At 72.5% G+C, this 23,557-nt stretch carries 19 protein-coding genes; 11 read left to right on the top strand and 8 right to left on the bottom strand.

All coding sequences use genetic code 11. From position 1 onward, the window contains the following. The first annotated feature begins 258 nt into the window (after window positions 1-258). The 7 genes from cglC (at window position 259) to U8525_RS17235 (ending at window position 7,797) form a co-directional block, all read left to right on the top strand. Window positions 259-765 (top strand): adventurous gliding motility lipoprotein CglC, encoded by a 507-nt coding sequence (gene cglC / locus U8525_RS17265; protein WP_374266991.1) that lies wholly within the window; start codon window positions 259-261, stop codon window positions 763-765. Window positions 766-867: 102 nt separating this feature from the next. Next, complete coding sequence (locus U8525_RS17260) at window positions 868-2,292, top strand: VWA domain-containing protein (protein ID WP_374266989.1); 1,425 nt, start codon at window positions 868-870, stop codon at window positions 2,290-2,292. A gap of 167 nt (window positions 2,293-2,459) precedes the next feature. Continuing rightward, window positions 2,460-2,963 carry a 5-(carboxyamino)imidazole ribonucleotide mutase gene (gene purE, locus U8525_RS17255; RefSeq protein ID WP_374266987.1) on the top strand — a complete coding sequence of 168 codons (504 nt, stop codon included), beginning with the start codon at window positions 2,460-2,462 and terminating at the stop codon, window positions 2,961-2,963. Beyond that, a complete protein-coding gene (gene purK, locus U8525_RS17250; RefSeq protein ID WP_374266985.1) occupies window positions 2,960-4,102 on the top strand; it encodes a 5-(carboxyamino)imidazole ribonucleotide synthase in 1,143 nt (380 codons plus the stop codon). The genes purE and purK overlap by 4 nt, the downstream gene beginning before the upstream one ends. 5 nt (window positions 4,103-4,107) lie before the next feature. Continuing rightward, window positions 4,108-4,584, top strand: coding sequence for a Cys-tRNA(Pro) deacylase (gene ybaK, locus U8525_RS17245; protein WP_374266983.1), 477 nt, complete (start codon window positions 4,108-4,110; stop codon window positions 4,582-4,584). 80 nt (window positions 4,585-4,664) lie between these two features. Then, entirely contained in the window at window positions 4,665-5,888 is a 1,224-nt protein-coding gene (locus U8525_RS17240) for a hypothetical protein (RefSeq protein ID WP_374266981.1), read from the top strand. A gap of 139 nt (window positions 5,889-6,027) precedes the next feature. Then, a complete protein-coding gene (locus U8525_RS17235; protein WP_374266979.1) occupies window positions 6,028-7,797 on the top strand; it encodes an EAL domain-containing protein in 1,770 nt (589 codons plus the stop codon). A 268-nt stretch (window positions 7,798-8,065) separates the two neighbouring features. Here the strand turns inward: U8525_RS17235 and U8525_RS17230 are convergent, their stop codons facing one another. The 4 genes from U8525_RS17230 to U8525_RS17215 form a co-directional block, all read right to left on the bottom strand. Next, window positions 8,066-9,727 carry a hypothetical protein gene (locus U8525_RS17230; protein WP_374266977.1) on the bottom strand — a complete coding sequence of 554 codons (1,662 nt, stop codon included), beginning with the start codon at window positions 9,725-9,727 and terminating at the stop codon, window positions 8,066-8,068. Between the two features lie 26 nt (window positions 9,728-9,753). Then, complete coding sequence (locus U8525_RS17225; protein ID WP_374266975.1) at window positions 9,754-12,081, bottom strand: alkaline phosphatase PhoX; 2,328 nt, start codon at window positions 12,079-12,081, stop codon at window positions 9,754-9,756. Window positions 12,082-12,248: 167 nt separating this feature from the next. Next, window positions 12,249-12,806 (bottom strand): DUF192 domain-containing protein, encoded by a 558-nt coding sequence (locus U8525_RS17220; RefSeq protein ID WP_374266973.1) that lies wholly within the window; start codon window positions 12,804-12,806, stop codon window positions 12,249-12,251. Then, entirely contained in the window at window positions 12,803-13,204 is a 402-nt protein-coding gene (locus U8525_RS17215) for a TIGR02266 family protein (protein WP_043321926.1), read from the bottom strand. The genes U8525_RS17220 and U8525_RS17215 overlap by 4 nt, the downstream gene beginning before the upstream one ends. 25 nt (window positions 13,205-13,229) lie before the next feature. Here U8525_RS17215 and U8525_RS17210 point away from each other — a divergent pair, with 25 nt between their 5' ends. The 3 genes from U8525_RS17210 to U8525_RS17200 all read left to right on the top strand — a co-directional run bounded on the left by U8525_RS17210 (window position 13,230) and on the right by U8525_RS17200 (window position 16,721). Beyond that, entirely contained in the window at window positions 13,230-15,593 is a 2,364-nt protein-coding gene (locus U8525_RS17210) for a hypothetical protein (protein ID WP_374266971.1), read from the top strand. A gap of 55 nt (window positions 15,594-15,648) precedes the next feature. Further along, entirely contained in the window at window positions 15,649-16,176 is a 528-nt protein-coding gene (locus U8525_RS17205) for a hypothetical protein (RefSeq protein ID WP_374266968.1), read from the top strand. A gap of 74 nt (window positions 16,177-16,250) precedes the next feature. Beyond that, window positions 16,251-16,721: a nuclear transport factor 2 family protein gene (locus U8525_RS17200; RefSeq protein WP_374266966.1), complete on the top strand. Its 471-nt coding sequence runs from the start codon at window positions 16,251-16,253 to the stop codon at window positions 16,719-16,721. A 16-nt stretch (window positions 16,722-16,737) separates the two neighbouring features. Here the strand turns inward: U8525_RS17200 and U8525_RS17195 are convergent, their stop codons facing one another. Continuing rightward, on the bottom strand, window positions 16,738-17,706 hold the full coding sequence (locus U8525_RS17195; RefSeq protein ID WP_374266964.1) for a homoserine kinase: 969 nt from the start codon (window positions 17,704-17,706) through the stop codon (window positions 16,738-16,740). Between the two features lie 143 nt (window positions 17,707-17,849). Here U8525_RS17195 and U8525_RS17190 point away from each other — a divergent pair, with 143 nt between their 5' ends. Beyond that, a complete protein-coding gene (locus U8525_RS17190; protein ID WP_374266962.1) occupies window positions 17,850-19,436 on the top strand; it encodes a tetratricopeptide repeat protein in 1,587 nt (528 codons plus the stop codon). A 4-nt stretch (window positions 19,437-19,440) separates the two neighbouring features. On the opposite strand, the gene U8525_RS17185 is transcribed toward U8525_RS17190, so the two are convergent. The 3 genes from U8525_RS17185 to U8525_RS17175 form a co-directional block, all read right to left on the bottom strand. Then, window positions 19,441-19,932, bottom strand: a complete 492-nt coding sequence (locus U8525_RS17185) for a hypothetical protein (RefSeq protein ID WP_374266960.1) — start codon at window positions 19,930-19,932, stop codon at window positions 19,441-19,443. 1 nt (window position 19,933) lies between these two features. Further along, a complete protein-coding gene (locus U8525_RS17180) occupies window positions 19,934-21,271 on the bottom strand; it encodes a cyclic nucleotide-binding domain-containing protein (RefSeq protein WP_374266958.1) in 1,338 nt (445 codons plus the stop codon). 93 nt (window positions 21,272-21,364) lie between these two features. Next, a complete protein-coding gene (locus tag U8525_RS17175) occupies window positions 21,365-23,302 on the bottom strand; it encodes an FHA domain-containing protein (RefSeq protein WP_374266956.1) in 1,938 nt (645 codons plus the stop codon). Window positions 23,303-23,557: the final 255 nt, after the last annotated feature.

Raw genomic sequence — 23,557 nt, 5'->3', positions numbered from 1 at the left:
GGGGGAGGGAACGTACTGCCACCGGAAGGCAGCATGACATCAGCCGCACCATCCTATCGGCCGTATTCCCAACCATCAACCAGCAGAATGCGCCTGCCTCCTCTGTATTCCTCTCGTATCCCTTCACAATTCCACTGTGCTCACGCCCCGCGGGTCGGTGGTTGGCGCGCGAAAGTGGTGTGCTACCGTTCGCGGGTTCCGGGCGTCGTCCTCCCCCCTGACGCGCCCTGTCTCCATCCTTCCTAGAGGTCTCCAAAGATGTTCGTGCGAACCGCGCTCTTCCTGTCCGCCGCCCTGATGCTGGGAGGCTGCGACGTCAAAACCGAGCTGGGCAAGCCATGCACCCTGGTCCGCAAGGCCACGGCGCAGGAGGCGGAGGAGCAGGGCCGCGACGTGGTGGAGGTGAAGGAGAAGGACATCGCCGCGGATCAGGACTTCATCTCCTTCGGCGCGCTGGAGTGCGAGGACCTCATCTGCGTGCGCGACGACCAGAGCCCCCGCAGCGAGGATCCGGAGGCGCCGGCCCTGGGCTACTGCAGCAAGGAGTGCGTGCAGGGCACCACCGCGGGCTGCGAGATCACCCGCACGGTGGACGACGTGGAGCCGGGCCTCAAGGAGCGCATGACGTGCCGCCCCCTGCTCCTGGACCAGGACACGCTGGACGCCATCCGCGTCGCGGACGAGTCCTTCTACCGGCGCACCTTCGGCGAGAACAACTCGCCCTACTTCTGCGCGGGCGCCACGCCGACCGCCCAGGGCAACTGAACGGCGCACTGAACAGACGCCTCGCGCGAAAGGGTTAGACCTTTTCGCGCCCCCCGTTCGTAAAGGCAGGGCCCGCGTCTCAAACGCTCTTGGAGCCCTGCCATGAATCGTACGGTCCTGTTCCTCGCCCTGGCTGGAGGCCTGGCCCTCACCGCGCTGGTGCTGGGCATGCCCCACCGGGGCCTCCCACCCCAGGCGGTCGTGACCACCCCGGTCCCCCAGTTGCCCACCCCGGCGCCGGGGCCGCGCACGTCCTCCGGCAGCCTCCAGGTGACGAGCCGGCTGTCGCACCCGTACGTGCCGGTGGGCCCGTCCGAGACCTACGTGACGGTGGACCTCACCGGCGCGGAGGTGCCCGGGGCGAAGCGCAGCCCGGTGAACCTGGCGGTGGTCATCGACCGGTCCGGGTCCATGAGCGGCTACAAGCTCCAGCAGGCGAAGCAGGCCGCGCGGCACCTGGTGTCGCTGCTGCGCGACGAGGACCGGCTGGCCATCGTGCACTACGGCAGCGACGTGAAGAGCCTGCCGTCCCTGCCAGCCACCGCGTCCAACCGCGAGCGGATGCTCCAGTTCATCGACGGCATCTGGGATGACGGCGGCACCAACATCAGCGCGGGCCTGTCCGTGGGCCGCACGCAGCTGGCCTCGGCCATGGGGGGCGGGGCCACGGTGAACCGCCTCATCCTGATGAGCGACGGCCAGCCCACCGAGGGCGTGTCCGACGAGGAGGGGCTGAAGAACGTGGTGAAGGAGATCCGCGCCTCCGGCATCACGGTGAGCTCCATCGGCGTGGGCACGGACTTCAACGAGGACCTGATGCAGGCGTTCGCGGAGTACGGCGCCGGCGCGTACGGCTTCCTTGAGGACGCGAGCAAGCTGTCCACCCTCTTCCAGCGCGACCTGCAGCAGGCCACCACGGCGGTGGCGCGCAACGTGGAGCTGTCCTTCGACCTGCCCCCGGGCACGACGCTGGACGAGGTGCTCGGCTACCGCTCGCACCAGGCCGGCAACACCGTGCGCGTGGCGCTGCCGGACTTCTCCGCGGGCCAGGTGGAGCGCGTGGTGGCGCGCCTCCACGTGACGGGCACGTCCGCGGGCCAGTCCGTGCAGGTGGCGGGGCTGAAGGTCGCGTACACGGACCTCCTGGTGAACAAGAACGTGGAGGACCAGGCGATGCTGGCCGCCGTGGCCACCGACGTGCAGGAGGAGGTCGTCCAGCGCCAGGACAAGGAGGCCACGGTGTACGCGGCCCGGGCCCGCAGCGCGCAGAACCTCCAGAAGGCCGCGGAGGCGATGAGCCAGGGCAGGAAGGACGAGGCGAAGGGCTACCTCGTCCAGAACCAGGCCCTCTTCATGGAGGCGGGCGCGGTGGCGGGCCCGGCGGCGGTGGCGGCGGATCAGGCGGATCAGGCCCGCGCGATGCAGGAATACGACGACGCGCGGACCGAGGAGGCCCAGAAGGCCGCGGTGAAGAACAGCAAGGTGAAGGCGCTCAAGAGCTTCGGGCGCATGGGCTCCACGTACTGACGCCGCGGGGCCGGGGGCGCGCGAGGAGGCTGCGCCCGGTCCCCTGCCCGCCTGTCGCCGCGACGTCACATCTTCGCGGTTGACCTGTGGAATCGCGTGGCCGTATCTCCGCGTTCTTCCAGGCTTCACCCCCTGGAAGCAGGGCGCACTGGAGGCGCGGAACAAGCATGGCGGCGAGCGCGAGCACCCCGTGGGTCGGGGTCATCATGGGCGGCAGAAGCGACCTGGAGCACCTGCAACCGGCGATCGACATCCTCGCCGAGCTGCGCATCCCGCATGAGGTGCGCGTCGTGTCCGCGCACCGCACGCCGGACTGGATGATGGAGTACGCGTCCAGCGCGGAAGGCCGCGGCCTGTCCGTCATCATCGCCGCGGCGGGCGGCGCGGCACACCTGCCCGGCATGGTGTCCAGCAAGACGCTCCTGCCGGTGCTGGGCGTGCCCATGCCCACCACGGTGCTGTCCGGCTTCGACGCGCTGCTCTCCATCGTGCAGATGCCCAAGGGCGTGCCGGTGGGCACGCAGGCCATTGGCAAGCCGGGGGCCGCCAACGCGGCGCTGCACGCGGCGGCCATCCTGGCGCTGAAGTACCCGGAGCTGCGCGAGCGGCTGGCCGCCTGGCGCAAGGCCCGCACGGACGAGGTGCTGGCGCAGCGCGAGGTGGCGGGATGAGCGGCCCCATGGTGCTTCCGGGCGGGACGCTGGGCATCCTGGGCGGCGGCCAGCTGGGGCGCATGATGGCGCTGGCGGCGCGCACGCTGGGCTACCAGGTGCAGGCGCTGGATCCGGACTCGGCGTGCCCGTCCCGCTCCGTGGTGGACCGCTGCCTCACCGCGTCCTTCTCCGACACGGCGGCGGCGGAGGACCTCGCGCGCCAGTGCGACGTGGTGACGCTGGAGATCGAGAAGGTGTCGCTGTCCACGCTCAACGCGGTGGCCCGGCACGCGCCCATGCGGCCCGGCGCCTCCGTGCTGGAGGTGGTGCAGCACCGCGGCCGGCAGAAGGGCTGGCTCGCGAGGGGCGGCTTCCCGCTGGGCCCGTGGCGCGAGGCGAGCTCGGAGGCGGAGCTGTCCGGGGCCATCACCGCGCTCGGCGGCAGGTGCTTCATCAAGTCCAGCGAGGGCGGCTACGACGGGCGCGGCCAGTACGAGGTGAAGTCGGCCGCCGAGGCGGGCGCCGCGTGGAAGGAGCTGGGCGAGCGCTCCGTGGTGGTGGAGGCCGCGCTCGACTTGAAGGCGGAGCTGTCCGTGCTGGTGGCGCGCGCCCCCGACGGGCAGCTGGCGGTGTACCCGCCCGCGTTCAACCACCACGAGGAGCGCATCCTCGCGTGGTCGCTGCTCCCAGGGCCGCTGCCGCCGGCCGTGCTGTCGCAGGCGGCGCAGGTGGCGCGCGACATCACCGCGGCGCTGAAGGTGGAGGGGCTGCTGGTGGTGGAGATGTTCCTGCTGGGGGACGGGTCGCTGCTCGTCAACGAGGTCGCGCCGCGGCCGCACAACAGCTTCCACTCGACGGAGGTGGCGTGCCTGACGAGCCAGTTCGAGCAGGCCGTGCGCGCGGTGTGCAACCTGCCCCTGGGCTCCGTGGAGGTGGTGCGCCCCGCGGCCATCGTGAACCTGCTGGGCGACCTGTGGCTCCAGGAGGGCGGGCCCCGGTTCGCGCAGGCGCTGGCGCTGCCCGGCGTCCGGCTGCACCTGTACGGCAAGCGCGACGCGCGCAAGGGGCGCAAGATGGGCCACCTGTCCGCGGTGGGCAGCACGCCCGAGGACGCGCTCCAGCGCGTGAAGGCCGCCGCCACGGCCCTGGGGATGTAACGCACATGAAGACGAACGCCGCCCGGCTGCTGGACTCGCTCGGCGTCGCGTACACGCTGCGCGACTACGACGTGGATCCGGACGACCTGTCCGCGGAGACGGTGGCCGCCAAGGTGGGCATGCCCGCGGAGCAGGTCTTCAAGACGCTGGTGGCCAAGGGCGACCGCACCGGCGTGTTGATGGCGGTGGTGCCGGGCAACGCGGAGCTGGACCTGAAGGCCCTGGCGCGGCTGTCCGGCGACCGCAAGGTGGACACCGTCCCGCTCAAGGAGCTCCAGCCGCTCACCGGCTACATCCGGGGCGGCGTCACGGCGCTGGGGGGCAAGAAGGACTACCCCGTCTTCGTGGACGAGACGCTGGAGCTGTTCGACGCGGTCGCCGTGTCGGCCGGGGTGCGCGGGACGCAGCTGGTGCTCGCCCCGGCGGACTACCTCCGCGTGACGAAGGGCCGGACGGGACCCATCTCGCGCCCGAAGGCGTAGACCCTTTTCGCGCGCCGCGCGTTCGAAGGGACATTCCCGGCCCTTGGGGCCGTTCCCGGGGTGTCCCGATGAATGCCGCCGTGTTGCAATTCCATCACCGCGAAGCCTTCGAGCACACCGTCACGCGCGCGCTGGCGGCGGGCGCCGGAGCGGGCCTGGTGCAGTGGGTCAGCCTGCGCGCGGGCATGCCGGTGCCGTTGCAGTGGCTGGTGCCCGCGGCCGTGGTGCTGGCCTGCGCGCGCGGCGACCGGTGGGACCGGGGCCTCCTGAGCGGCCTGGGGTTGGTGCTCGTCGCGCTCCCCTACGGGTTGGGCCTGTCCCCCGCGTGGACGGTGGCCAGCAGCGGCGCGGCCGCCGGGGCGCTGCTGGTGCGCGCGCGGCTCAACGACCTGGGCGAGGAGGGACAGGTCGCGGAGGCCCGCCCCACGCTGATGCACTACGGGCTGGGCGCCGTGCTGGGCGCGGGGCTCACGCTGGCGGGCGGCGTGGTGGCGAACATCCTGTCGGCGCGGCTGGCGTCCGTGGCCACGCCCACGCTGCTGGCGGCGGCGGTGGTGGGCGGCATCGTGGGGCTCTTCGTGGGGCTGGGCGCCATCGCCGCGCACCTGGGCCTGACGGCCGACCCGGTGGAGGCGCGCGCGGAGGAGCTGCTGCCCCAGCTCACCGGGGACTTCCACGCGCTGTCCGAGCGCGCGCTGTCCCTCTACCGCCAGTGCGGCCAGTCCCTGGCGAAGCTGCCCCGGGAGCCCGCGCGCGAGGAGCTGGCCCGCACGCTGGCGCGGATCACCAAGGGCGCGGTGGAGCTGGCGTCCGAGTGGGCCGGCGTGGAGGCGCAGCTGGAGGAACGCGCCGCCGCGGAGCTGCAGGCGGAGCGCGACAGCCTGGAGCGCAGCGCCCGCGCGAGCACCGACGTGGTGGCGCGCCGGCAACTGGAGGCCGCGGCCGCGTCGCTGGCGGAGGAGGTGGAGCGGCTGGGGGACATGCGGCAGCGGCGCGAGCGCATCCTCGCGAGGCTGCGCGCGGAGGTCGCGCTGCTGGAGCGTGCGCGCGTGGCGCTGCTGTCGCTGCGCAGCGGTCAGGCCCAGCTGAAGGCGGCGGAGCTGGCCTCGCTGGCCCGCCGGTTCCGCGCCCTCTCGACCGCCCAGGGAGAGGAGGGCCAGGCGATGGACGCGGTCGCGGCTCAGGTCACGCTGACCCAGGTGGCGCCGGCGGACCTGGGCCCGGTGGCCCCGGTGGAGGCTCCGGCTCCGGCCGCCTCGGAGGACGCCAAGCTGCCGGAACTCCAGCGGATTCAGGGGGAATAGGCCCTGGGGAGGCCGGCGGGGCGCCCCCGTCCCGGGCCCGAGGGGGGCGACGCAGAAAGGGCCTGTTTTCGATCTTGGGCCCGTCGAGTGGTCGGGGGGACTGAAAGCTGGTGCCAGAGCGCGGTACATTTCGGGGGTCATGAGCCTGCCCTCCCCCAGCAAGCCCGCACCGCCACCGCCCTGGCTCTGGAACGGTGATGAGCCGAGGGTCGCCACCGTCTTCCAGCCCATCGTCGATCTGCTCAGCGGCGAGGTCCTTGGCCACGAGGTGCTGTCGCGAGGCCTGGGCCCGGTGGAGTCCCCCAACGAGTTGTTCAACCGCGCGCGGGTGGAGGGCTTCACCTTCGAGCTGGAGCGCGCGTGCTGGACCGCGGCGGTGCGCCGCATCGCCACGCTGCCGGAGGCGCAGCGGCGCGGCCCCTTCTTCTTCAACGTCAGCCCGGACGTGCTGAGCGACGAGCGCTTTGGCGGCGCGTCCACGCTGGAGCTCCTGCGTCAGCACGGCCTGAGCCCGCAGCAGCTGGTGCTGGAGATCACCGAGCGCAGCACCTTCGAGGACACGGAGCAGCTGCGCATGCTCGCGCGGCGGTACGCGGAGCAGGGCTTCGGCATCGCGCTGGACGACTTCGGCGCGGGGCACTCGGGGTTGGTGACGCTGGTGCACAGCGCGCCGGACTTCATCAAGCTGGACCAGGCGCTGGTGCGGGACATCCACCTGCACACGTACCGGCAGCACCTGGTGAAGTCGCTGGTGGCGTTCGCGCAGCGCGTGGACGCCATCCTCATCGCCGAGGGCGTGGAGACGTGGAACGAGCTGGCGGTGCTCCTGCGCCTGGGCATCCGGCACGCCCAGGGCTACCTGCTGGCGCGGCCCGTGAGCTCGCCGCAGCGGCCGGGCGCGGACTTCGCGGAGCGCTGCCGCGAGGCCATCCGCGCCCTGCACCACCGCGAGCACGAGGATGACGAGACGGTGGGCAGCATGATCATCCGCCCGCCGTGCGCGCCGGTGACGGCGCAGGCGGTGGAGCTGGACCGCCTCTTCCGTCGCACGCCGGGCGAGGACCACGTCGTGCTGCTGGACGGGGAGCAGCCGCAGGCGGTGGTGACGCGGCGGAGCTTCTACGCGCGGCTCGGGGGCGCCGACGCCACCGCGGTGTCCGCGCTGCCGGAGGGGCCGCGCGAGGCGCCGATGGTCGTGGAGGACGCGACGGCCATCACTGCGCTGGCGCGCATGGCGATGCGCCGGCCGTCCGAGTCCGTCTACGACCCGGTGGTGGTGACGGACGCGCAGGGCCACTTCCTGGGCACGGTGACGATGAAGCAGCTCATCGCGCGGGCCTCGGACCTGGAGCAGCACGCGGCGACGGGCGCGCATCCGCTCACGGACCTACCCGGAAGCCGGATGATTGAGCGGTGGATCCGCTCCGCGCTCCAGGGCCGCGCGTTCACCATCATCTACGCGGATCTGGATCACTTCGAGGCGTACAACGACCGCTACGGGTTCCTCCAGGGCGACCGGGTGATCCGCCACACGGCGAGCCTCCTGTCGGAGTGCCTGCACCTGCTGCCGGAGGGCTCGAACCTGGGCCACGTGGGCGGCGACGACTTCGTGCTCGTGTGCCCGGACACGGTGGCGCCGGAGGTGCTGCGCACGCTCTGCCAGCGCTTCGACGCGGAGAAGGTGCCGCTCTACGGTCCGGAGGACCTGCGGCGTGGCGGCGTCACGGCGGCGGGAGACACGGTGCCGGTGACGCTGAGCCTCGCGGCGGTGGACCACCACGGCCTGTCCGCCCAGCCCCACCCCGCCGAGCTGTCCTCCGTCGCCGCGTCCCTGCGCAAGCGCGTGAAGGCCGTCTCCGCGCAGACGCACACCAGCACGTTCCTGTTCCAGCCTGGCGCGGTGAAGTAGTCGGACCGCGCCTCACCTCACGGGCAAGGCACGGTCGTCCGCGGGGCTCGCCCAGGGCGGCGAGCCCACACACCGCGGGGCCCGGGCCGCATCCCGGCGAGGGCTCCCCGGCAGCGGCGCACGCCACGGGCCGCGGGACTCGGGCCGCATCCCCGCGAGGTCTCCCCGGCAGCGGCGCACGCCGCGAACCTGTCGGACTGTCGGACAGGTCCTGACGCACCGGGTGGACGGTGCCTGCGCTGCCCGGCCCGGACACCTGTTTCGCGCCCTACTCCCAGCGGAGGTGCAGCCGTCCGTCCGTGTAGAGACGGCCGGTGGCCTCCAACTCGGTCGAGCCGTTCTCCACGGCGCGGTGCACGTTCGCGGGCGGCGCCAGCAGCGTGTCCCGTCCCAGCGCGAACGCCTGCTCCCGGACCAGCGCCTGATAGGCCTTGTTGAGCTGAAGCGCGCGCTCCCGCGATGGCGTCACGAGCCACGCGAGGTCGCGGTCTCCACCAGGCGCCGCTCGCCGCACGGCTGGCAGGTCCAGCACGCCGCGCGGAAAGAATCGCTCGAGCAGCTCCTGGTTCGCGCGGAACTCATCGCCGCCCTGCACGCGCTCGAAGTACGTCGCCGTCTCCGGCGCGGTGTGCCCCGCCTGCGGCACGTCCGGCAAGCCCCGCAGGTCCTGCGGCCTCCAGCCCTCACGCCCTGGCACCTTGCGCGGGAACGCGAAGGTCTGGTCCACCGTCACGCCCAGGTTCGTGTGGCAGCCCATGCAGTAGACGTGCTCCTCCAGCGTCTGGAGGCGCAGCCGCCCCTTCGCGTCCTCGATGAAGCCCTGAAGGCGCCAGCCGAACTCGTTGATCAACCCCAGCTCCGGCGTGCCAGGGAACGCGGGCAGCCGGCCGCGGACCTTCTTCTCCTGCTCCTCCGCGTAGAAGTTCCGCACCCGGTCGTCCGCCGGCTCCTCGTCCTTGCGCGAATAACGCAGCTCCTTCATCCGCGTGGACAGCAGCGCGGGCGCGTCCGGATCCACGTAGCGCACCGTGTGCAGGAACTCCGTGCCCCTCGGATACGTGTAGCGCCGCACCCGCACGTCCGCCGCGCCCCCCGCGTAGTGCGCGGGCAACCCGCTCACGCGCTCCACGCTCGCGGACAGGGCTCCGTCACCGTCCAGGTCCAGGCCCCCCACGTGCTCGTCCACCGGCTCCACGCGGCGGCTCGCGGCCGTCACGTCCAGCAGGCCCGGCTCCACCGTCATCGCGGCCTCCAGCACCGCGAGGTTGAAGCGATACACCTCGCGCGATGGCCGGCCGCTCGCGTCCTTCCGGAAGGCGTCCGGGAGCCGGATGTACACGTCGTCCGTGCTGCCGTTCGTGGGCCAGAAGGTGCCCAGGAACGGCTTGTAGCGCACGGCCCTCCAGCCGCTGCCGTCCCGCGCGAAGCCCTCCGCGTCGAAGCCCCGCGCCAGGTCCAGGTCCGGAACCCAGCCCTTGTAGCCCCCGCCGCGCCCCCTGAGCGCGGCGCGCAGCGGCGTGTAGTTGTCCTCGCGGATGTACTCGAGCACCTCGTCATCGGAGATGGACGCCATCGCGCGCGTCCGGTCCGTGAAGAGGTTCGTCCAGTGGTTCGTCAGGCCCACGTCGCTGAAGGCGTACTCCGCCTGGAGCGAGTCGTCCGCCATCACGTTGTTGCCCACGCCGCCCGTGTGACACGTCCAGCACGGGTTCGAGCCCCCGGCCGTCTTCGTGTAGCACATGGACGGAACCGGGGCCTCGCGGTTGGCCACCCGACTGCCCGCCGCCAGGGCCTGCGCCAGCGGATCAAACGGCGGCTCCCCCACGGCGGGCGCGCGCCACCGCCACATGCCCGCCGCCGCGGCGAAGGCCCCCAACGTCAGGACGATGAAGACGGGGCCTCGCACCCCATCGAGCACGGATGAACGCATGCGCAAGGCTCCGTCTCCGTGGACCACTACGGCCAGACGCTGAAGCTGTCCTCGCCCGGGTGCTGGACGCTGACGAACAGGCTGGTCATATCCGCGTTGAACGCCGGCCCCGTGGCCTCCGCGTCGCTCGGCATGGACAGCACGCGGAACGCCTTGCGGAAGTACGGGCTCTGGCGGTGCGAGGGCGCCTGGTCCAGGTAGAAGACGCCGTCCGCGACCTTGTTGACCCCGAAGTTGCCGTCCGTGCCGAACCACACGCCGCCCTCGCGGTCGATGACCAGGTTGTCCGGCTTGGCCGCCGCGAACTCCGGCGCCGCGCTGGTGGCCGCCGCCTCGCCCTTCCACACGCGGAAGAAGTCGAACGTCTTCGAGCCCGCGGGCGACGCCGGATCCGCCTCGCGGATGGCGAAGATGGAGCCCACCTTGTCCACCGCGCGGTTGTCCTGCGCGCCGCGCTCCTTCTTCACCCACGCGCCGTCCTTCAGCTCGGCGGTGGCCACCCGGCCGTCCTGATCCAGCGCGGTGGGGTCGCCGTGCTCGGTGAAGGCCACGTAGAGCAGCGGCGTGCCGCTGGGGTCCTTCGGGTTCCACTCCGTGTCCTCGGGGCGGTTGAGCTCCATCACGCCCACCTTGTTCGCCGCCGTCCACAGCAGCTTGCGCACCTGGTCGTCGTTGACGAAGCCGCCCATCGCGTTGTGGTTCACGTCGCGCAGCGCCGCGCCCACCTGGAGCGTCGGCTTCCCGAAGGCCTCGCCGTTCGGCGCCAGGTCCGTGCTGTCCAGGCCCAGATGGATCCACCGGCCGTGGCCCGGCGCCGCGTCCGTGGGCACTCCCCCGCCCACCAGCGTGTCGCCCGTCGCGTTGTCCAGGCCCGCGAAGTGCGCCACGTAGAGCGTGCCCGCGTCCAGCAGCGCGCGCACCTGCGCCTGGGTCATCCCGGGCGTGTACCTGCCCGACGACACGAACTTGAAGACGCGCCCGCCGCGCCGGTCGTCACCGCCGTAGATGACGATGGGCTGGTTCGCGAGCAGCTTCCAGTCCGCGTCCACCACGAAGGTGGCGTTCTCCCAGTGCGCGCGGCCCATCACGCCCAGCTTGCGGTGGCCCGCGCCCGGCTTCTCCGCGTCCTTGCCGTACCAGAGGTCCGCCGGCTGCCCCGGATCCACCTCCGTCAGGTAGCCATAGCCGTCCTTCAGGTGCGTGGAGTTGCGGTCCCCGCTGATCATGTCGCCGTCCGCCGGCGCCGAGAAGTCAGGCGCGAGCGGAGCGCCCGGCGCGAAGCCCGGGGCCGCCGGGATCCAGTCGTTCTTCCCCGTCCACAGCGCGGCCTCCGGGTCGCCGTAGACGCCCTGGACGTTCTCCTCGCCGACGATGACCGTGCCCCAAGGCGTCTGGCCGCCGGAGCAGTTGGAGTGCGTGCCAGCCACCACGCCCGCCGCGAGCGCCTCGCCGGCGTCATCGTGCTCCTCGCCGGAGAGCGTCACGCCCACCACCTTCGCCAGGGTGGCGCTGGTGGCGTCGTAGCGCACGTTGGCCGCGTTGCGGTCCACCGCCCAGCCGCCCGTCGCGGGGTCCTGCACCACGCGCATCCAGGTGCCGCCCACCTGCTTCTTCCATTCGCGGTTGTAGGAGACCAGCGCGTCCGCCTGCCACGACGTGCCGTCCGTCACCGTGTTGGAGAGCGCGCCCGTGTTGCGCAGGAAGCGCGCGAAGTCCAGGTGCTGCCCGATGGGCGCCGTGCCCACGCGCGGCTTCGTGCCGGAGATGTACTCGTGGTTGATCCACATCCAGCCGGCCGAGGCCTGCCCGTGGTACTGCGGCGCGCGGCCGTCCTGCGACCAACCGTCCCCGAAGAAGGCGATGAAGTCCACGTTCGCGCCAAAGCGCGGCGCGCCCTTGCTGAAGCCCAGCGGGTCCATCCACTTGATGACCGTGGTCGGATACAGGCCCGGCACCGAACGCACCGTGTCCGTGGACGCGGGCGACAGCGGGAACACCAGCGGCGAGGGCAGCGTGCCCGTGACGACCTGCTCCACGCGCGCCTTCACGTACTCCGCCACGTTGGTCGCGCCCGTGCCCAGGTCTCCCCGGAACGTCACCGCGATGACCGACGACAGCGGCGTGCCGGACTCCACGCCCGGAGCGCGCGCCGTGGCGCCCGGCCCCGGCTGCCCCAGCGTGCCGGGGCCCTGGGCGCCCGGCTCCCCCGCCGGCCCCTGGGCGCCGTCCTGGCCGTCCTGGCCCCTGGGGCCTTCCGCGCCCGCGGGACCTGCGTCTCCCTCGCAACCCACCCACGACGCGGTGCCAAGCAGGAGCACCGCGCCAGTGGCGCGGCCCAACAGACGAGAAGCCATGCGTGCATCCTCCAGGAGGTGGCGCGCGCTCCGAGCCGGGTGTCGGGGCGTTCACGCGCGACGCGCATCCTGCGGAGGTGACGTGGCGCTGCCTTGAGCAGCGGGTCACTTCTTCATCACGGGGGGACCGGGCGCGCGACAGACGCGCGTCGTCGGCCGCCCTCGTGTCACGGCGTGATGGGGAGGGTGCTCACGCCCTCGAACTCCGCCGTGCCGCCGCGCACGACGCCGTTCTTCTGGCACCAGCCGCCCGGCACCTCCAGCACGTACTGGCTGGGGATGCCCACCGAGCGGTTCGTCAGCGTGCGCGGCTCCGCGTTCTCGATGATGCCCACGATGCGGCCCTCGGACGTGATGAACAGCATGTCCAGCGGGATGAGCGTGTTGCGCATCCAGAAGCCGCGCACGTCTTCATCCGGGAAGAGGAAGAGCATGCCCTGCCCGGCCGGCAGCGACTTGCGCCACATGAGCCCGCGCGTGCGCGACTCGGCCGTGGCGGCCACCTCCACCTCCAGGCGGTGCACCCCTCCGTAGGCATCCTTCAGCCGCACGTGCGCGCGCGGCAGGGTCGGCATCACGTAGTCCTCCGCCGACACGTCCCTGGACCGGGGTCGCGCCGGAGCGGGCGCGGCGGGCTTCGGAGGCGCGGCGGGCGCTTCCTGACACGCGCCGCCCGCGAAGGCCAGCGCCGCCACGACGAACGTCAGGCGCGTCCGCGGCCTCATGGGTGCTGGGGATGCAGGGGCTTGTTGAGCAGCTTCTCGGTCAGCTCGGAGCCCAGGCTGTCGGACATGAGCCGCTCCACCAGCGTCTCGAAGTCCACGCGCTGGGACTCGCTGCTGTAGATGAAGCGGATGCCCATGCCGGGCTCCTCCGCGTCGGCCTTGGACCAGACGACCTCGCCCAGCAGCTCGAAGGGTGCCTCGCGGTGCGGCACCGTCAGCTTGAAGAGGAAGCGCGTGCCGATGGGCAGCGGCTTCTTCGTCTTGATGAACGTGCCGCCCTTGCTGATGTTCTTCGTGTAATCGGCGAAGAACGAATTGAGCTTCTTGTAGTCGACCTTCAGCTCGATGGGCGCACGACCGTGGGTGCGCAGTTCGGATCCGCTCTTCTGTTCGGACATGCGGCCGGGGAGTATAGGGGACGCCATGCGGCAAGTCCTCCCCCGTGCCCGCGCACTGCTGGGCCGTCCGGCCGTCCTGGCCACCGTGCTGCTGCTCGGCGGTGGGGGGTCGGCGCTCGTCCTCCTCCCCCTCTTCGGGGTCCCCGGCTTCGAGCTGGGCCTGGCCCTGTCCATCGCCGTCGGCCTGCTCGGAGGGGGGACCGGCATCGCCGCCGCCGCCCAGGAGCGCCGGCTCCTCACCGGCGCCTCGCCCCGGCCCGCCGGGGTGGAAGCGTCCGCCCTGCCCGGAACCACCGTGGGCCGCGCCCTGGGCGCCAGCGCCCTCCTCAACGTGGGGGTGCTGGTCCCCCCCTTCGTGTGCGCCCTGCTCTTCGCCCGGCTCCGCACCGCGTGCGACCCCTTCGAGCTGGCGGGCTTCTACCCCCTCCTGACCCTCCCCTCCGCCCTCATCGCCTCCGCGGCGGGTGTGCTCCTGGGCTTCGCGACGGCCCGGCCCCGGAGCGCGGCGGGGCTGTATGCCCTGCTCCTCCTCGGGTCCCTGGGGGTGACGGTGTGGCCCATCGTCTTCGGGCCCCAGGTGTTCGCCTTCAACGTCTTCCTGGGGCACCTGCCCGGCCCGCTGTACGACGAGGCGCTCCAGCTGACCGCCGCGCTGGGCTGGTTCCGCCTGGAGACGCTCCTGTGGGGGGGCGTCTTCGCGGGGCTCGCCATCGCGCTCCTGGACGTGCGCACCGGGCGCCTGTCGCCGAGGGGGGCGCGCCCGGGGGGGCTCCTGGGCCTGGTCCTCCCCTGTGCCCTGGGCATCCTCTGGCTGGAGGCCCGCGCGCCCCAGCTGGGCCTGCGGATGACGGACGCGTACCTCGCGGAGCAGCTGGGCGGCGTGCGGGAGACGGAGCACTTCGTCCTGCACTACCCGCGCGGCAAGGCCCGCCAGGACGTGGACCGGCTGGCCCGCGACCTGGAGTTCCGCTTCACCCAGACGTCCCGCTTCCTGGGCGTGGCCCCCACGGAGCGCGTGCGCGTGTGGCTCTACCGCTCCGAGGACGAGAAGCAGCGGCTGGTGGGCGCCGGCCGCACCCAGTTCGCCAAGCCCTGGCGCGCGGAGCTGCACATCCAGGACAAGCCCTTCCCCCACTCCACGCTGCACCACGAGCTGGCGCACGTCATGGCGGGCCCCGCGGGCTCCGGCTTCTTCCGCGTCACCACCCGGCTGGGCGTGTGGCCGCTGATGGGCGTGATTGAAGGGCTCGCGGTGGCCGCGGACGACCCCGTGCAGGGCGAGCTCACCCTGCACCAGTGGGCCGCGGGCATGCGCCGGCAGGGGCTGGCCCCGGACATGCGCGACCTCATGGGGCCCCGGGGCTTCTACCAGTCCGCCCCGGCGCGCGCGTACACGGTGGCGGGGTCGTTCCTGCGCTACCTGGCGGACACCTACGGCGCGGACCGGCTGCGCGCCGTCTACGCGCACGCGGACTTCGAGGAGGCCTACGGCCGTCCCCTGGACGAGCTCGTCACCGAGTGGGAGCGCACCCTGGACGCGCTGCCCCTGGACGCGTCCACGCTCGCGCGCGCCTTCGCCCGCTTCCGCACCGGCAGCCTCTTCTCCCGCGCCTGCGCCCGCGAGGTGGCCCGCCTGTCGGACTCCGCCCGCGACGCGCTCGCCAGCGACCCGCAGGACGCGCTCCAGCGCTACCAGCGCGCCGCCCGGCTCCAGCCGGAGGAGCCGTCCTTCCAGCTGGGCCAGGCCGTGGCCCTGGACGCCCTGGAGCGCGCGCCCGACGCGGCGAAGGTGCTGGCCGCGCTCGCCGAGCAGGTGAAGGACCGGCCCGCGCTCGCCGCGGAGGTGGCCGTGGCCCGCGCGGACGTGGCCCTCCACCTGGACGACGTGGAGGGGGCCCGCGCGCTCCTCCAGGCCGCGCTCGCGCTGGACGCCGGGCCGGAGGTGACGCGCACCGCCCAGGTGAAGCTGGCCGCGCTGGAGACGCCGTCGCGGCGCGCGCCCATCGAGGCGTACTTCCGCGCGCCCCAGGAGGAGCTGCGCCTGCTGCTGCTGGACCGCGCCCTGCTCTCCTCGCCGCAGGACCCGTGGCTGCGCTACCTGCTGGGGCGGCGGCTGCACCAGGTGGGGGCCCCGGCGCTCGCGGGCGAGCAGCTCCAGCGCGCCCTGGCGGACGCCACCCTCCCGGAGGCCATCCGCCGGGAGGCCACGCGGCTGAGGATTGAAGCCGCCTACCTGGCCGGCGACTGCGGCGCCGTGCGGCATGAGGTGGGCGCGCTGCCGGACTATGGGGCCGCCTTCTGGGCGGCCGCCACCGAATGGGAGGCCCGTTGTGACTTCGAGCAGACGGCTTTTCGCGGGCCCCTGGTGCCGCGTCAGGCTTTCCGCTAGACGCGGGCCCCTGCGGACAGCGTGATTCACGCATTGACGGAAAGGTGGATGGGGCATGCACTTCGAGAAGACGCAGTACATCCAGGGGACGGCGGACGAGGTGGAGCGCGCGCTCCTCGACGAGCGCTACTTCCCGTACCTCCTCCAGCACCACGGCGTGCTGCTGGAGCTCCAGCCCCAGGAGGTGCGCGTCGACGGTGACCGCGTCCACCGCAAGGTGCGCTACCGCCCCAAGCCCGTCATCTCCTCGGTGGGCCCGAAGAAGGTGTCCCCGGAGTGGTTCGCCTTCATCGAGACGTCCACCTACGACAAGCGCACCAAGACGCTCACGTTCACCAACACGCCCACGTCCCACACCATCTCCAAGATGCTGGTGAACACGGGCGTGCTGAAGCTGCGCGACCTGGGCAATGGCCAGACGGAGCGCAAGATGGAGGGTGAGCTGTCGCTCAAGGTGCCCTTCCTGCTCAAGCCCGTGGCCCTCATCGCGGAGCCGCTCATCAAGACGGAGGGGCTCAAGATCCTCGACGGCGAGCTGCCCGTGCTCAACCGCTTCATCGCTGAAGTCATCCGCGCCAAATAGTCAAAGCGCGCGCGGGCCAGCGGGGCCTGGGAATGGGTTGACACACCTGCGGTTGAACCCATAAGGCCCCGCCCATGCACAACCGCTTCCTCGCCCTCTGCGCCGTCTTCCTCCTGGCCGCGTGCGCCCCGAAGCGCATCCCCGGCACGGAGCTGGAGGACACCGGTGACACCCGCGCCATCCTCGGCGTGATGGAGCAATACCGCGCCGCCCTGGAGGCCCGCGACGCGAAGGCCATCCGGGCGCTGGTGTCCCCGAAGTTCCGCGACGACGGCGGCACTCCGGATGACCCGACGGACGACCTCAACGCCGCCAACCTGGAGCCCCACCTCCAGGCCCTCTTCCAGAAGCTGCAGAACCCCAAGGTGGACTTCAACATCCGCCGCGTGGAGTTCCGCGAGGACGACATCGCGCTCGCCATCTACTACTGGAACGCGTCCTGGCGCATGCCCGGCCTCAACGCCCGGCCCCAGTCGGACTCGGAGCTGGAGCAGATGGTGTTCCAGAAGGTCGACGGCGACTGGAAGATCCTCTCCGGCATCTAGCCGCCGGCGCCCTTCGTCACACGCCCAGGAGCGCCCGCAACCCGTCCGGGCCCATGCCGTCCAGGGCCCGCGCCCGCGCCAGGTAGGTGCGGAAATCCTTGGGCGCGAGCTTGTCCGCGCCCAGCGGTGACAGGTGGTAGTCGCGGATGCGGCTGGTGGTGAAGCGCACCGCGCCGTAGAGGGCGTGGCCGTACAGCGCCCGCTGCTCCACGTCCGACAGCGGCCGGGCGTCCTGGTAGCCGCGCAGCAGCGCGTGGCAGAGCGCTGGCTGGTACGTCCCCTCGAAGCACCACGCGTTGAGGGTGATGGCCACGTCCAGCGCGTACGCGTCCACGCAGGCCATCTCGAAGTCGAAGAAGGCGCCCACGCGCCCGCCCAGCCACTTCACGTTGTCCAGGAAGAGGTCCGCGTGGATGACGCCCCGGGGCTCCAGCCCCTGGTGCTCCGCTTCCGCGCGCGCCAGGTGGCCCTCCAGCTCCGCCGCCACCGCGACCAGCTCCGGCTCCGGCCGCCGCGCCAGGTCGCTCAGCCAGCCCTTCACCAGGCCGGGCCCGTAGGGGTTCGCGCGCGAGCCGCCGAAGGACTGCGTCACCTGGTGCAGCTTGCCCAGCTCCGCGCCCAGGCGCTCCAGCACCTCCGGCGTGAGGCGCGCGCGCGTGTACTCCTCCCCCGCCAGCCACCTGAAGACGCTGATCCTCCCGCCGTGCAGCTCCAGGAAGGGCGTGGGCCCCGGCGGCACGAGCAGCGCCGGCGCGGGGAAGCGCGCGCGGGCGAGGTGCTCCAGGAGGGACGCCTCGAAGCGCAGGTCGTCCGGCGAGCGCGCCGTGGTGTGGCGCACGAAGACGCGGCCCGCGTCCGTCTCCAGCCGGTGGTTGGTGTTGATGGAGCCCTGGGGAATGGGCGTGATGGAGCGCACGGCCCCCAGGCCGTAGACGTCCGCCACGTGGGTGAAGGCTTCCGGGGGAAGTGTCGTGTACACGGCCATGGCGTGCCTCCGGGGCGTCGCGCCCCCACGTGCGTGCGGCCCCACCCGTTGACACCCCAGGGGGCCGGACCTATCTGGTCATGCCGGTCCTACTTCGCATCACCGTCCGAAAACCTTCAATCTTTGCGCGTGAGGCCACCCCCATGGAAACGGCGGGCCGCGGTGACTGGAAGCGTCGCGAGGGACTGGGCAGCGCCCTGGCCCAGATTGGCGTCGTCGCCGTGCTGCTCACGGGCGGGGTCACCTGGTACGTGCACCGGGGGCAGGTGCGCCAGGAGGTGGACGCCCACCTGCGCACGGCGCGCGCGGCGGTGCTGAAGGGCAACCCCAGCGACCTGGCCATGGCCCAGCAGAACCTGGAGGCCCTCTTCGCGCTCGCGCCGGACTCGCGCGACGCGCGGGCGCTGGCCGCGGACCTCCAGGCGGAGCTGTGGCTCACCCACCACCAGCCGGGCGCGGACCAGAGGGCGCGCGAGCAGTTGGAGAAGGCGGAGGCGCTGGGCTCGCGCTCCGGTGAGCGCTACGGCGCGAGGGCCCTGCTGCTCATGGGCGAGGGGAAGGCCGAGGAGGCGGCGAAGCTCCTGGAGGGGCTCAAGGCCCAGGGCGCCAACAGCCCCCGGCTGACGCTGGCCCAGGCGCGGCTGCTCCAGAAGGAGGGGCGCCTGTCGGAGGCCCGGCAGGCCTTCGCGCACGCGGCGGAAGGGGCCTGGAAGGATCCGCGCTTCTCCGCGGCCTACGGCGAAGCGCTGCTGGACGAGGGCCTGTTCCCCCAGGCGGTGGAGGCCTTCGGGCGCGCCACCACCGCGAACCCGGACCACCTGCTGGCGCGGGTGACGTCCGCGCTGGCGCAGCTGTACGCGGGCCGGCCGCCGGACGGCGTGGCGGCGACGCTGGAGGAGCTGCGCTCGCGCGGCAAGGACTTGACGCCCGCGCTCCAGGCCCGCGTGGCGGTGGCCCAGGCGGAGGTCGCGCTGGCGAAGGGCGCGCCCGACGAAGCGCTCGCGCACGTGGAGGCCGCGCTCAAGGCCTGGCCGGACGACCACTACGCCCTCTTCACCCGGGGCCGCGCGCTCGCGGCGAAGCGCGCGCCGGAGGCCCGTCAGGCCTTCGAGGCGGCGGTGGCGAAGCGGCCCACCGCGCCGCTGTTGACGCTGGAGGGCGCGCGGCTGCTCCAGGCCCAGGGCGACGGCGAGGGCGCGCTGGCCCTGCTGGACACCTACGAGAAGACCTTCCGCGACGTGAAGGCGCGCACGCCGGACGGCAAGGAGGTGCCCGCGCTGGACCGGGATGACCGGTACTGGCTCTCCCGCGGCGGCGTGATGGAGCTGGCCGGCCGCCAGGACGACGCGCTCGCCGCCTACGACAAGGCCCTCGCGGCGCGCGGCGTGGGGCTGGCGCGGGCGCAGTACGCCAAGGGCGCGCTGCTGCTCGCGCGCAAGGACTTCGACGGCGCGAAGCCGCTGCTCACCGCCGTGGCCCCGGAGACAGGCGCGGGCAGCATCCCGGAGGCCTACGCGGCGCTGGGCGAGCTGCTCTTCGCCCAGGGCGAGTTCGCCGCCGGGTGCCAGCAGCACTACTTCGCGCTCGTGCGCGCCCGCGCGCAGGGCGCGCCCGTGGACCAGCTGGCCACGCGCGCCAACGACATCAAGAAGCGCCTGGAGACCAGCGGCCAGCCCGCCATGGCCAAGGCCTGGCTCAACGAGGCCGGGCCGCTCTTCCAGCAGCAGTAGGACGCTAGAGCAGCTCCGAGGGGTCCAACCGGCGCTGCTTCGCCCTCACCACGCGCCACTCGCCATCGGACTCCTTCTCGAAGGTGCCCTCGATGGCGTAGGCGTTGAGGACGCTGTCCCGGGCCAGGTCCTCCAGCTTGTCCGCCTGCGAGCGGCCGAAGATGAAGCGCGCCTGGAAGTCGCCCTGCGTGGGCGACACCTCGTGCACGTCGATGTCGGTGGTGAAGATGCGGACCCACTGGCCGCGCAGCACCTGCGCGGCCAGGATGCGGTGCACGTCCTGCTTGCTCCAGCCCTCCGCCGTCTTGAAGCGCTCGGAGACGCCCTCCATCACCTCGCCGACGTCCTTCTCCTCCGCCGCGCGCGTCATCGCGATGATGCGCCGGGTGATGGCGTCCTTCACGCCCGGCTCCTCGCGCGGCCAGAAGTACAGCACCAGCGCCGCGGCGACCACCGCCGCCATGCCGCTCACCACCCGGGCCCGAGTCAGCACCATCTCAGGCGGCCCCGGTCTCCGGCTCCAGCATCATGTCGTCCGCGTCGATGATCTCCAGCGGGCGCAGGGCCTCGCCAATCTGCTTCAGCCGCCGGTCGGACAGCTGCTCCAGGTACGTGCGGATGTTGGGGAAGGTCCTCACCAGCTCCTGGAAGGCCTCGCGCTTGAGCCACCCCGCCGCCGTCTTGCGCGTCACCGACACCGTGGCCGTGGCCCGGAGGCCCGTGAGGAGCGAGATCTCCCCCGCCACGTCGCCCTCGCGCAGCACGCCCAGCGTCACCATGCCGCCCGCCGGGTCCTCCTTCTGCACCGTCAGCTCGCCGGCCAGCACCAGGAAGAGGCCCTGGGAGTACTCGCCCTCCACCAGGACCTTCTCCCCGGGCTGGAGCGCGCGGAAGGTGAAGCGCTGGAAGAAGGCGCCCCGCTCCGACTCCGGCAGCTGCTGGAACAGGGGCGAGTTCGCCATCAGGTTGCGCATCATGCGCTGCTGCGCGAAGTCCGCCAGAAGCTGCGGCACCGCCGGGTGGTTCTTCGCCATCGCGTTGAGGTGCTCGCGGCGGATCTCGAAGACCTCCGAGTCCGACACCGCCGTCACCGTGGCGGTGGGCGGCGCGCCGGTGAGCAGCGCCAGCTCGCCGAAGATGGAGCCGCCGCCCAGGAAGCCCAGCGTGCGGTCCTCGCCGTCCGTCTTGCGCGTCACCTCCGCCTTGCCCGCGACGAGCACGTGCAGGTGGTCATCCGGCTCGCCCTCGCGGCTGATGACCTCCTCCGGCTTGATGGTGCGCCACACCATGCGCCCCACCAGGTCCAGGAACGCGTCCCGGTCCAGGTCCGCGAACAGCGGCAGGGGCGGACGGCTCTGCGGATCCGCGGTGCCGCCGGTGTCCGGGGCGGCCAGCACCTCGATGGCGCGGTTGGACAGCTCCTCGCCCACCAGGCCCATCAGGTCCGTGTCCACCTTGCCGTCGTACAGGTGCTCCGGCGGCAGCGGCGGCGGCACGGCGGCGCGGCCCGGGGCGCTGCGCGCGGCGCGCGAGTGCACGCGGACGAGCGTCTCCTTCAGGCGCCGCTCGTTCGGTGACAGCTCCAGGGCCAGCTTGCACGCGGCCATGGCGCTCAGCAGGTAGTCGCGGCGCAGGAGCCCCTCCGCGCACGCGTGGTACGCGGTGACGGCGCGCTCGCGCTCGCCCAGCTCCGCCAGACACCGGGACGCCAGCATGCGTGAGCGGTGATCGGCGGGCACGCGGCGAACGGCCTCCGCGAAGACGGCGAGGGCGCGCTCGAACTGGCGCTCCTCGAGCAGGTCCATGCCCAACTCACGCAACGACGACTCGTTCATCCGGTGTCTCCAGACCGCGCACGACGACAGGGGTGACAGGAATCCAGGAAGGAGGGCCGCCGACGACGAAAGGGGCGGCCCCCGGTGCTCGCGCTACGAACCGCCGCCCTTCTGCAGCTCGCTCAGCGCCATCTCCGCCTTGCGCTTCACGTCCGCGCCCTCCGCGGACGCCTCGATGACGATCTTGAACTGCTCCGTCGCCAGGGCCGGGTCGCGGTCGCGCGAGATGTACGCCGACAGGTACAGCTCCTCCACCTTCTTCTGCAGCTCGTCCAGGCCGTCGCGGGCGCGCGGGTCGCCCGGGTTGAGGCGCAGCGCCTCGCGGAAGCTGCGGCCCGCCAGCGGGTACTCCTTGCGCTTGAAGGCCGCCTGCCCCGCCGCCACCGACGCGGACGCCAGCTCGTTGTCCAGCGTGTCGCCCAGCGAGCCCGCGAAGCCGATCTGCCGGTACACCTCCGCCGCGCGGCGCAGCGGCTTCACGGAGGCCTCCAGCGCGTTGTTCTCGTACTTCTTCTGGCCCTCGTCGAAGGCGGAGCGGAACTGGGGGATGAGCTTCTTCAGGTTGCGCGCGCGGGCCTGGATGTCCGCCTCGCCGCGGAACTTGTCCACCACCCGGTCCACCTCCAGCACCGCGCGCTGGAAGTCCCCGCCGTTGAACCAGCGCTCCACGTCCTGGAAGGCCGCCGCCACGTACTCCGCGCGGCGCTGCTTGGCGTTCTCCGCCGCCGCCGCCTGCCGGATGCCCGCCTGCCGCGCGGCCTGCTGGGCCTCCCGGGCGAGCTGGGCCTCCAGGTCCGCGAGCTTCTGCTCATAGAGGGAGCGCGTGCCCTGCGGCAGCTCCGCGATGAGGGTGCGCGCGTCGTCCGGCCGGCGCTCCTCCAGCGCCGCCTCGATGAGGCTCAGCGTGTACGCCTGCTCCTTGGAGTCGAGCTCCTCCTCCAGGCGCTTGCGCTCTTCGTCCGTGCGCGCCGTGCCCTGGGGCGTGGCGATCAGCCTCGCGCGGGCGTCCACGTAGCGGTTCTCCGCCATCAGCCCCCGGACCGCCTGGAACGAGTCCACGATGTCCTGGAGCTTCTGCGCCGCCTTCGCCACGCCGTCCACGTCGATGCCCACGCGCAGCTTCTCCGCCTCCTGGGCGAAGCGCACCGCGTCCGTGTACTCGCCGTCGCGCACCTTGTCGCGCGCCCGCTGCATCAGCTCCTGGGCGCGCACCAGGTTGGGGTCCACCGGCGGCTTGGGCGGCGGCTGGTTCCCCCTGGACAGCGCCAGGCCCAGGATCAGCATCAGGAGCAGCAGGCCGCCCACCGCGGCGCCCAGCTTCATCTTGAAGGTGGGCTTGAAGCCCTCGCGCGCGGTCGAGCGCACCGGGCGCGGACGGGGCACGCCCGTCTTGCGCGCCTTCTCGTCGCGCATCAGGTCCGCGAGCTTGTAGTTCGCGTTGGTCTTCTCATCCAGGCGCGGGTCCTTCTTCTCCTCCTTCTTTTCCTCCTTCTTCTCCTCGACCTCGCCCGCCTCGGCCTTGGCGCGCATCTCCTTGATGAGCTCGCCTTCGTCCACGAAGCGCAGGCGCGTCTTGCCCACGGAGATCTCATCCCCGTGCTTCAGGATGCACTCGTCGACCTTCTGGTCGTTCACCTGGGTGCCGGAGATGCCGCCCAGGTCGCGCATCACCACGCCGTTCTCGCCGTAGACGAGCTCCAGGTGGCGGCGGGACACGGTCTGGTCCCCCAGGGCGAAGTCGCAGTCCTTGCTGCGCCCCACCACCATGCGCACGCCCTTGAAGCGCTTCTTGCGCCCCTTGTCCGGGCCGTCCAGCACCAGCATCAGCACCGGGGGGCCGGCGCGCGTCGTCTCCGAGTTGTCCTCGTCCTCGGCGGGCTCCTCCTCCCGCGGACGCACGTCCTCGATGGAGGCCACGCGCGTCTCGCCCGTGCGCGAACGCACGGGCTCCGCGTCGCCGTACAGCTCCGGATTTCCTCCGTCCTGGCTGTCGTCGCCCGACAGGGGCGCGGACCAGTCTTCGTCCGGCACGGCGGAGACGCGGCGCGAGCCGCCTCCAGCGGAGGCAGGGGGTCGGCGGTCCGCCGTCGCGCCCCCGGCCGAACGGCCGGTGCCTGAACGCGAGGACGGTGGGGGACGGCGAGGAGGCATGGGTGGGTCCGGGTTGAAGCGGCCAGCATCTTAGAGCGCCCACCGCACGGTGGGAATGCGCTCCGGCGTTCCTTTCGGGGAAGACGGGCTCGTTCCGGTTCGTTGGCCCGCACGGCGTCCCGTCTCCGATGTAGG

Source organism: Corallococcus sp. RDP092CA, from assembly GCF_041903675.1.
Taxonomy (GTDB): domain Bacteria; phylum Myxococcota; class Myxococcia; order Myxococcales; family Myxococcaceae; genus Corallococcus.
Note: the sequence above shows the minus strand (reverse complement) of the source record. Positions and strands in the feature narration are given on the sequence as shown.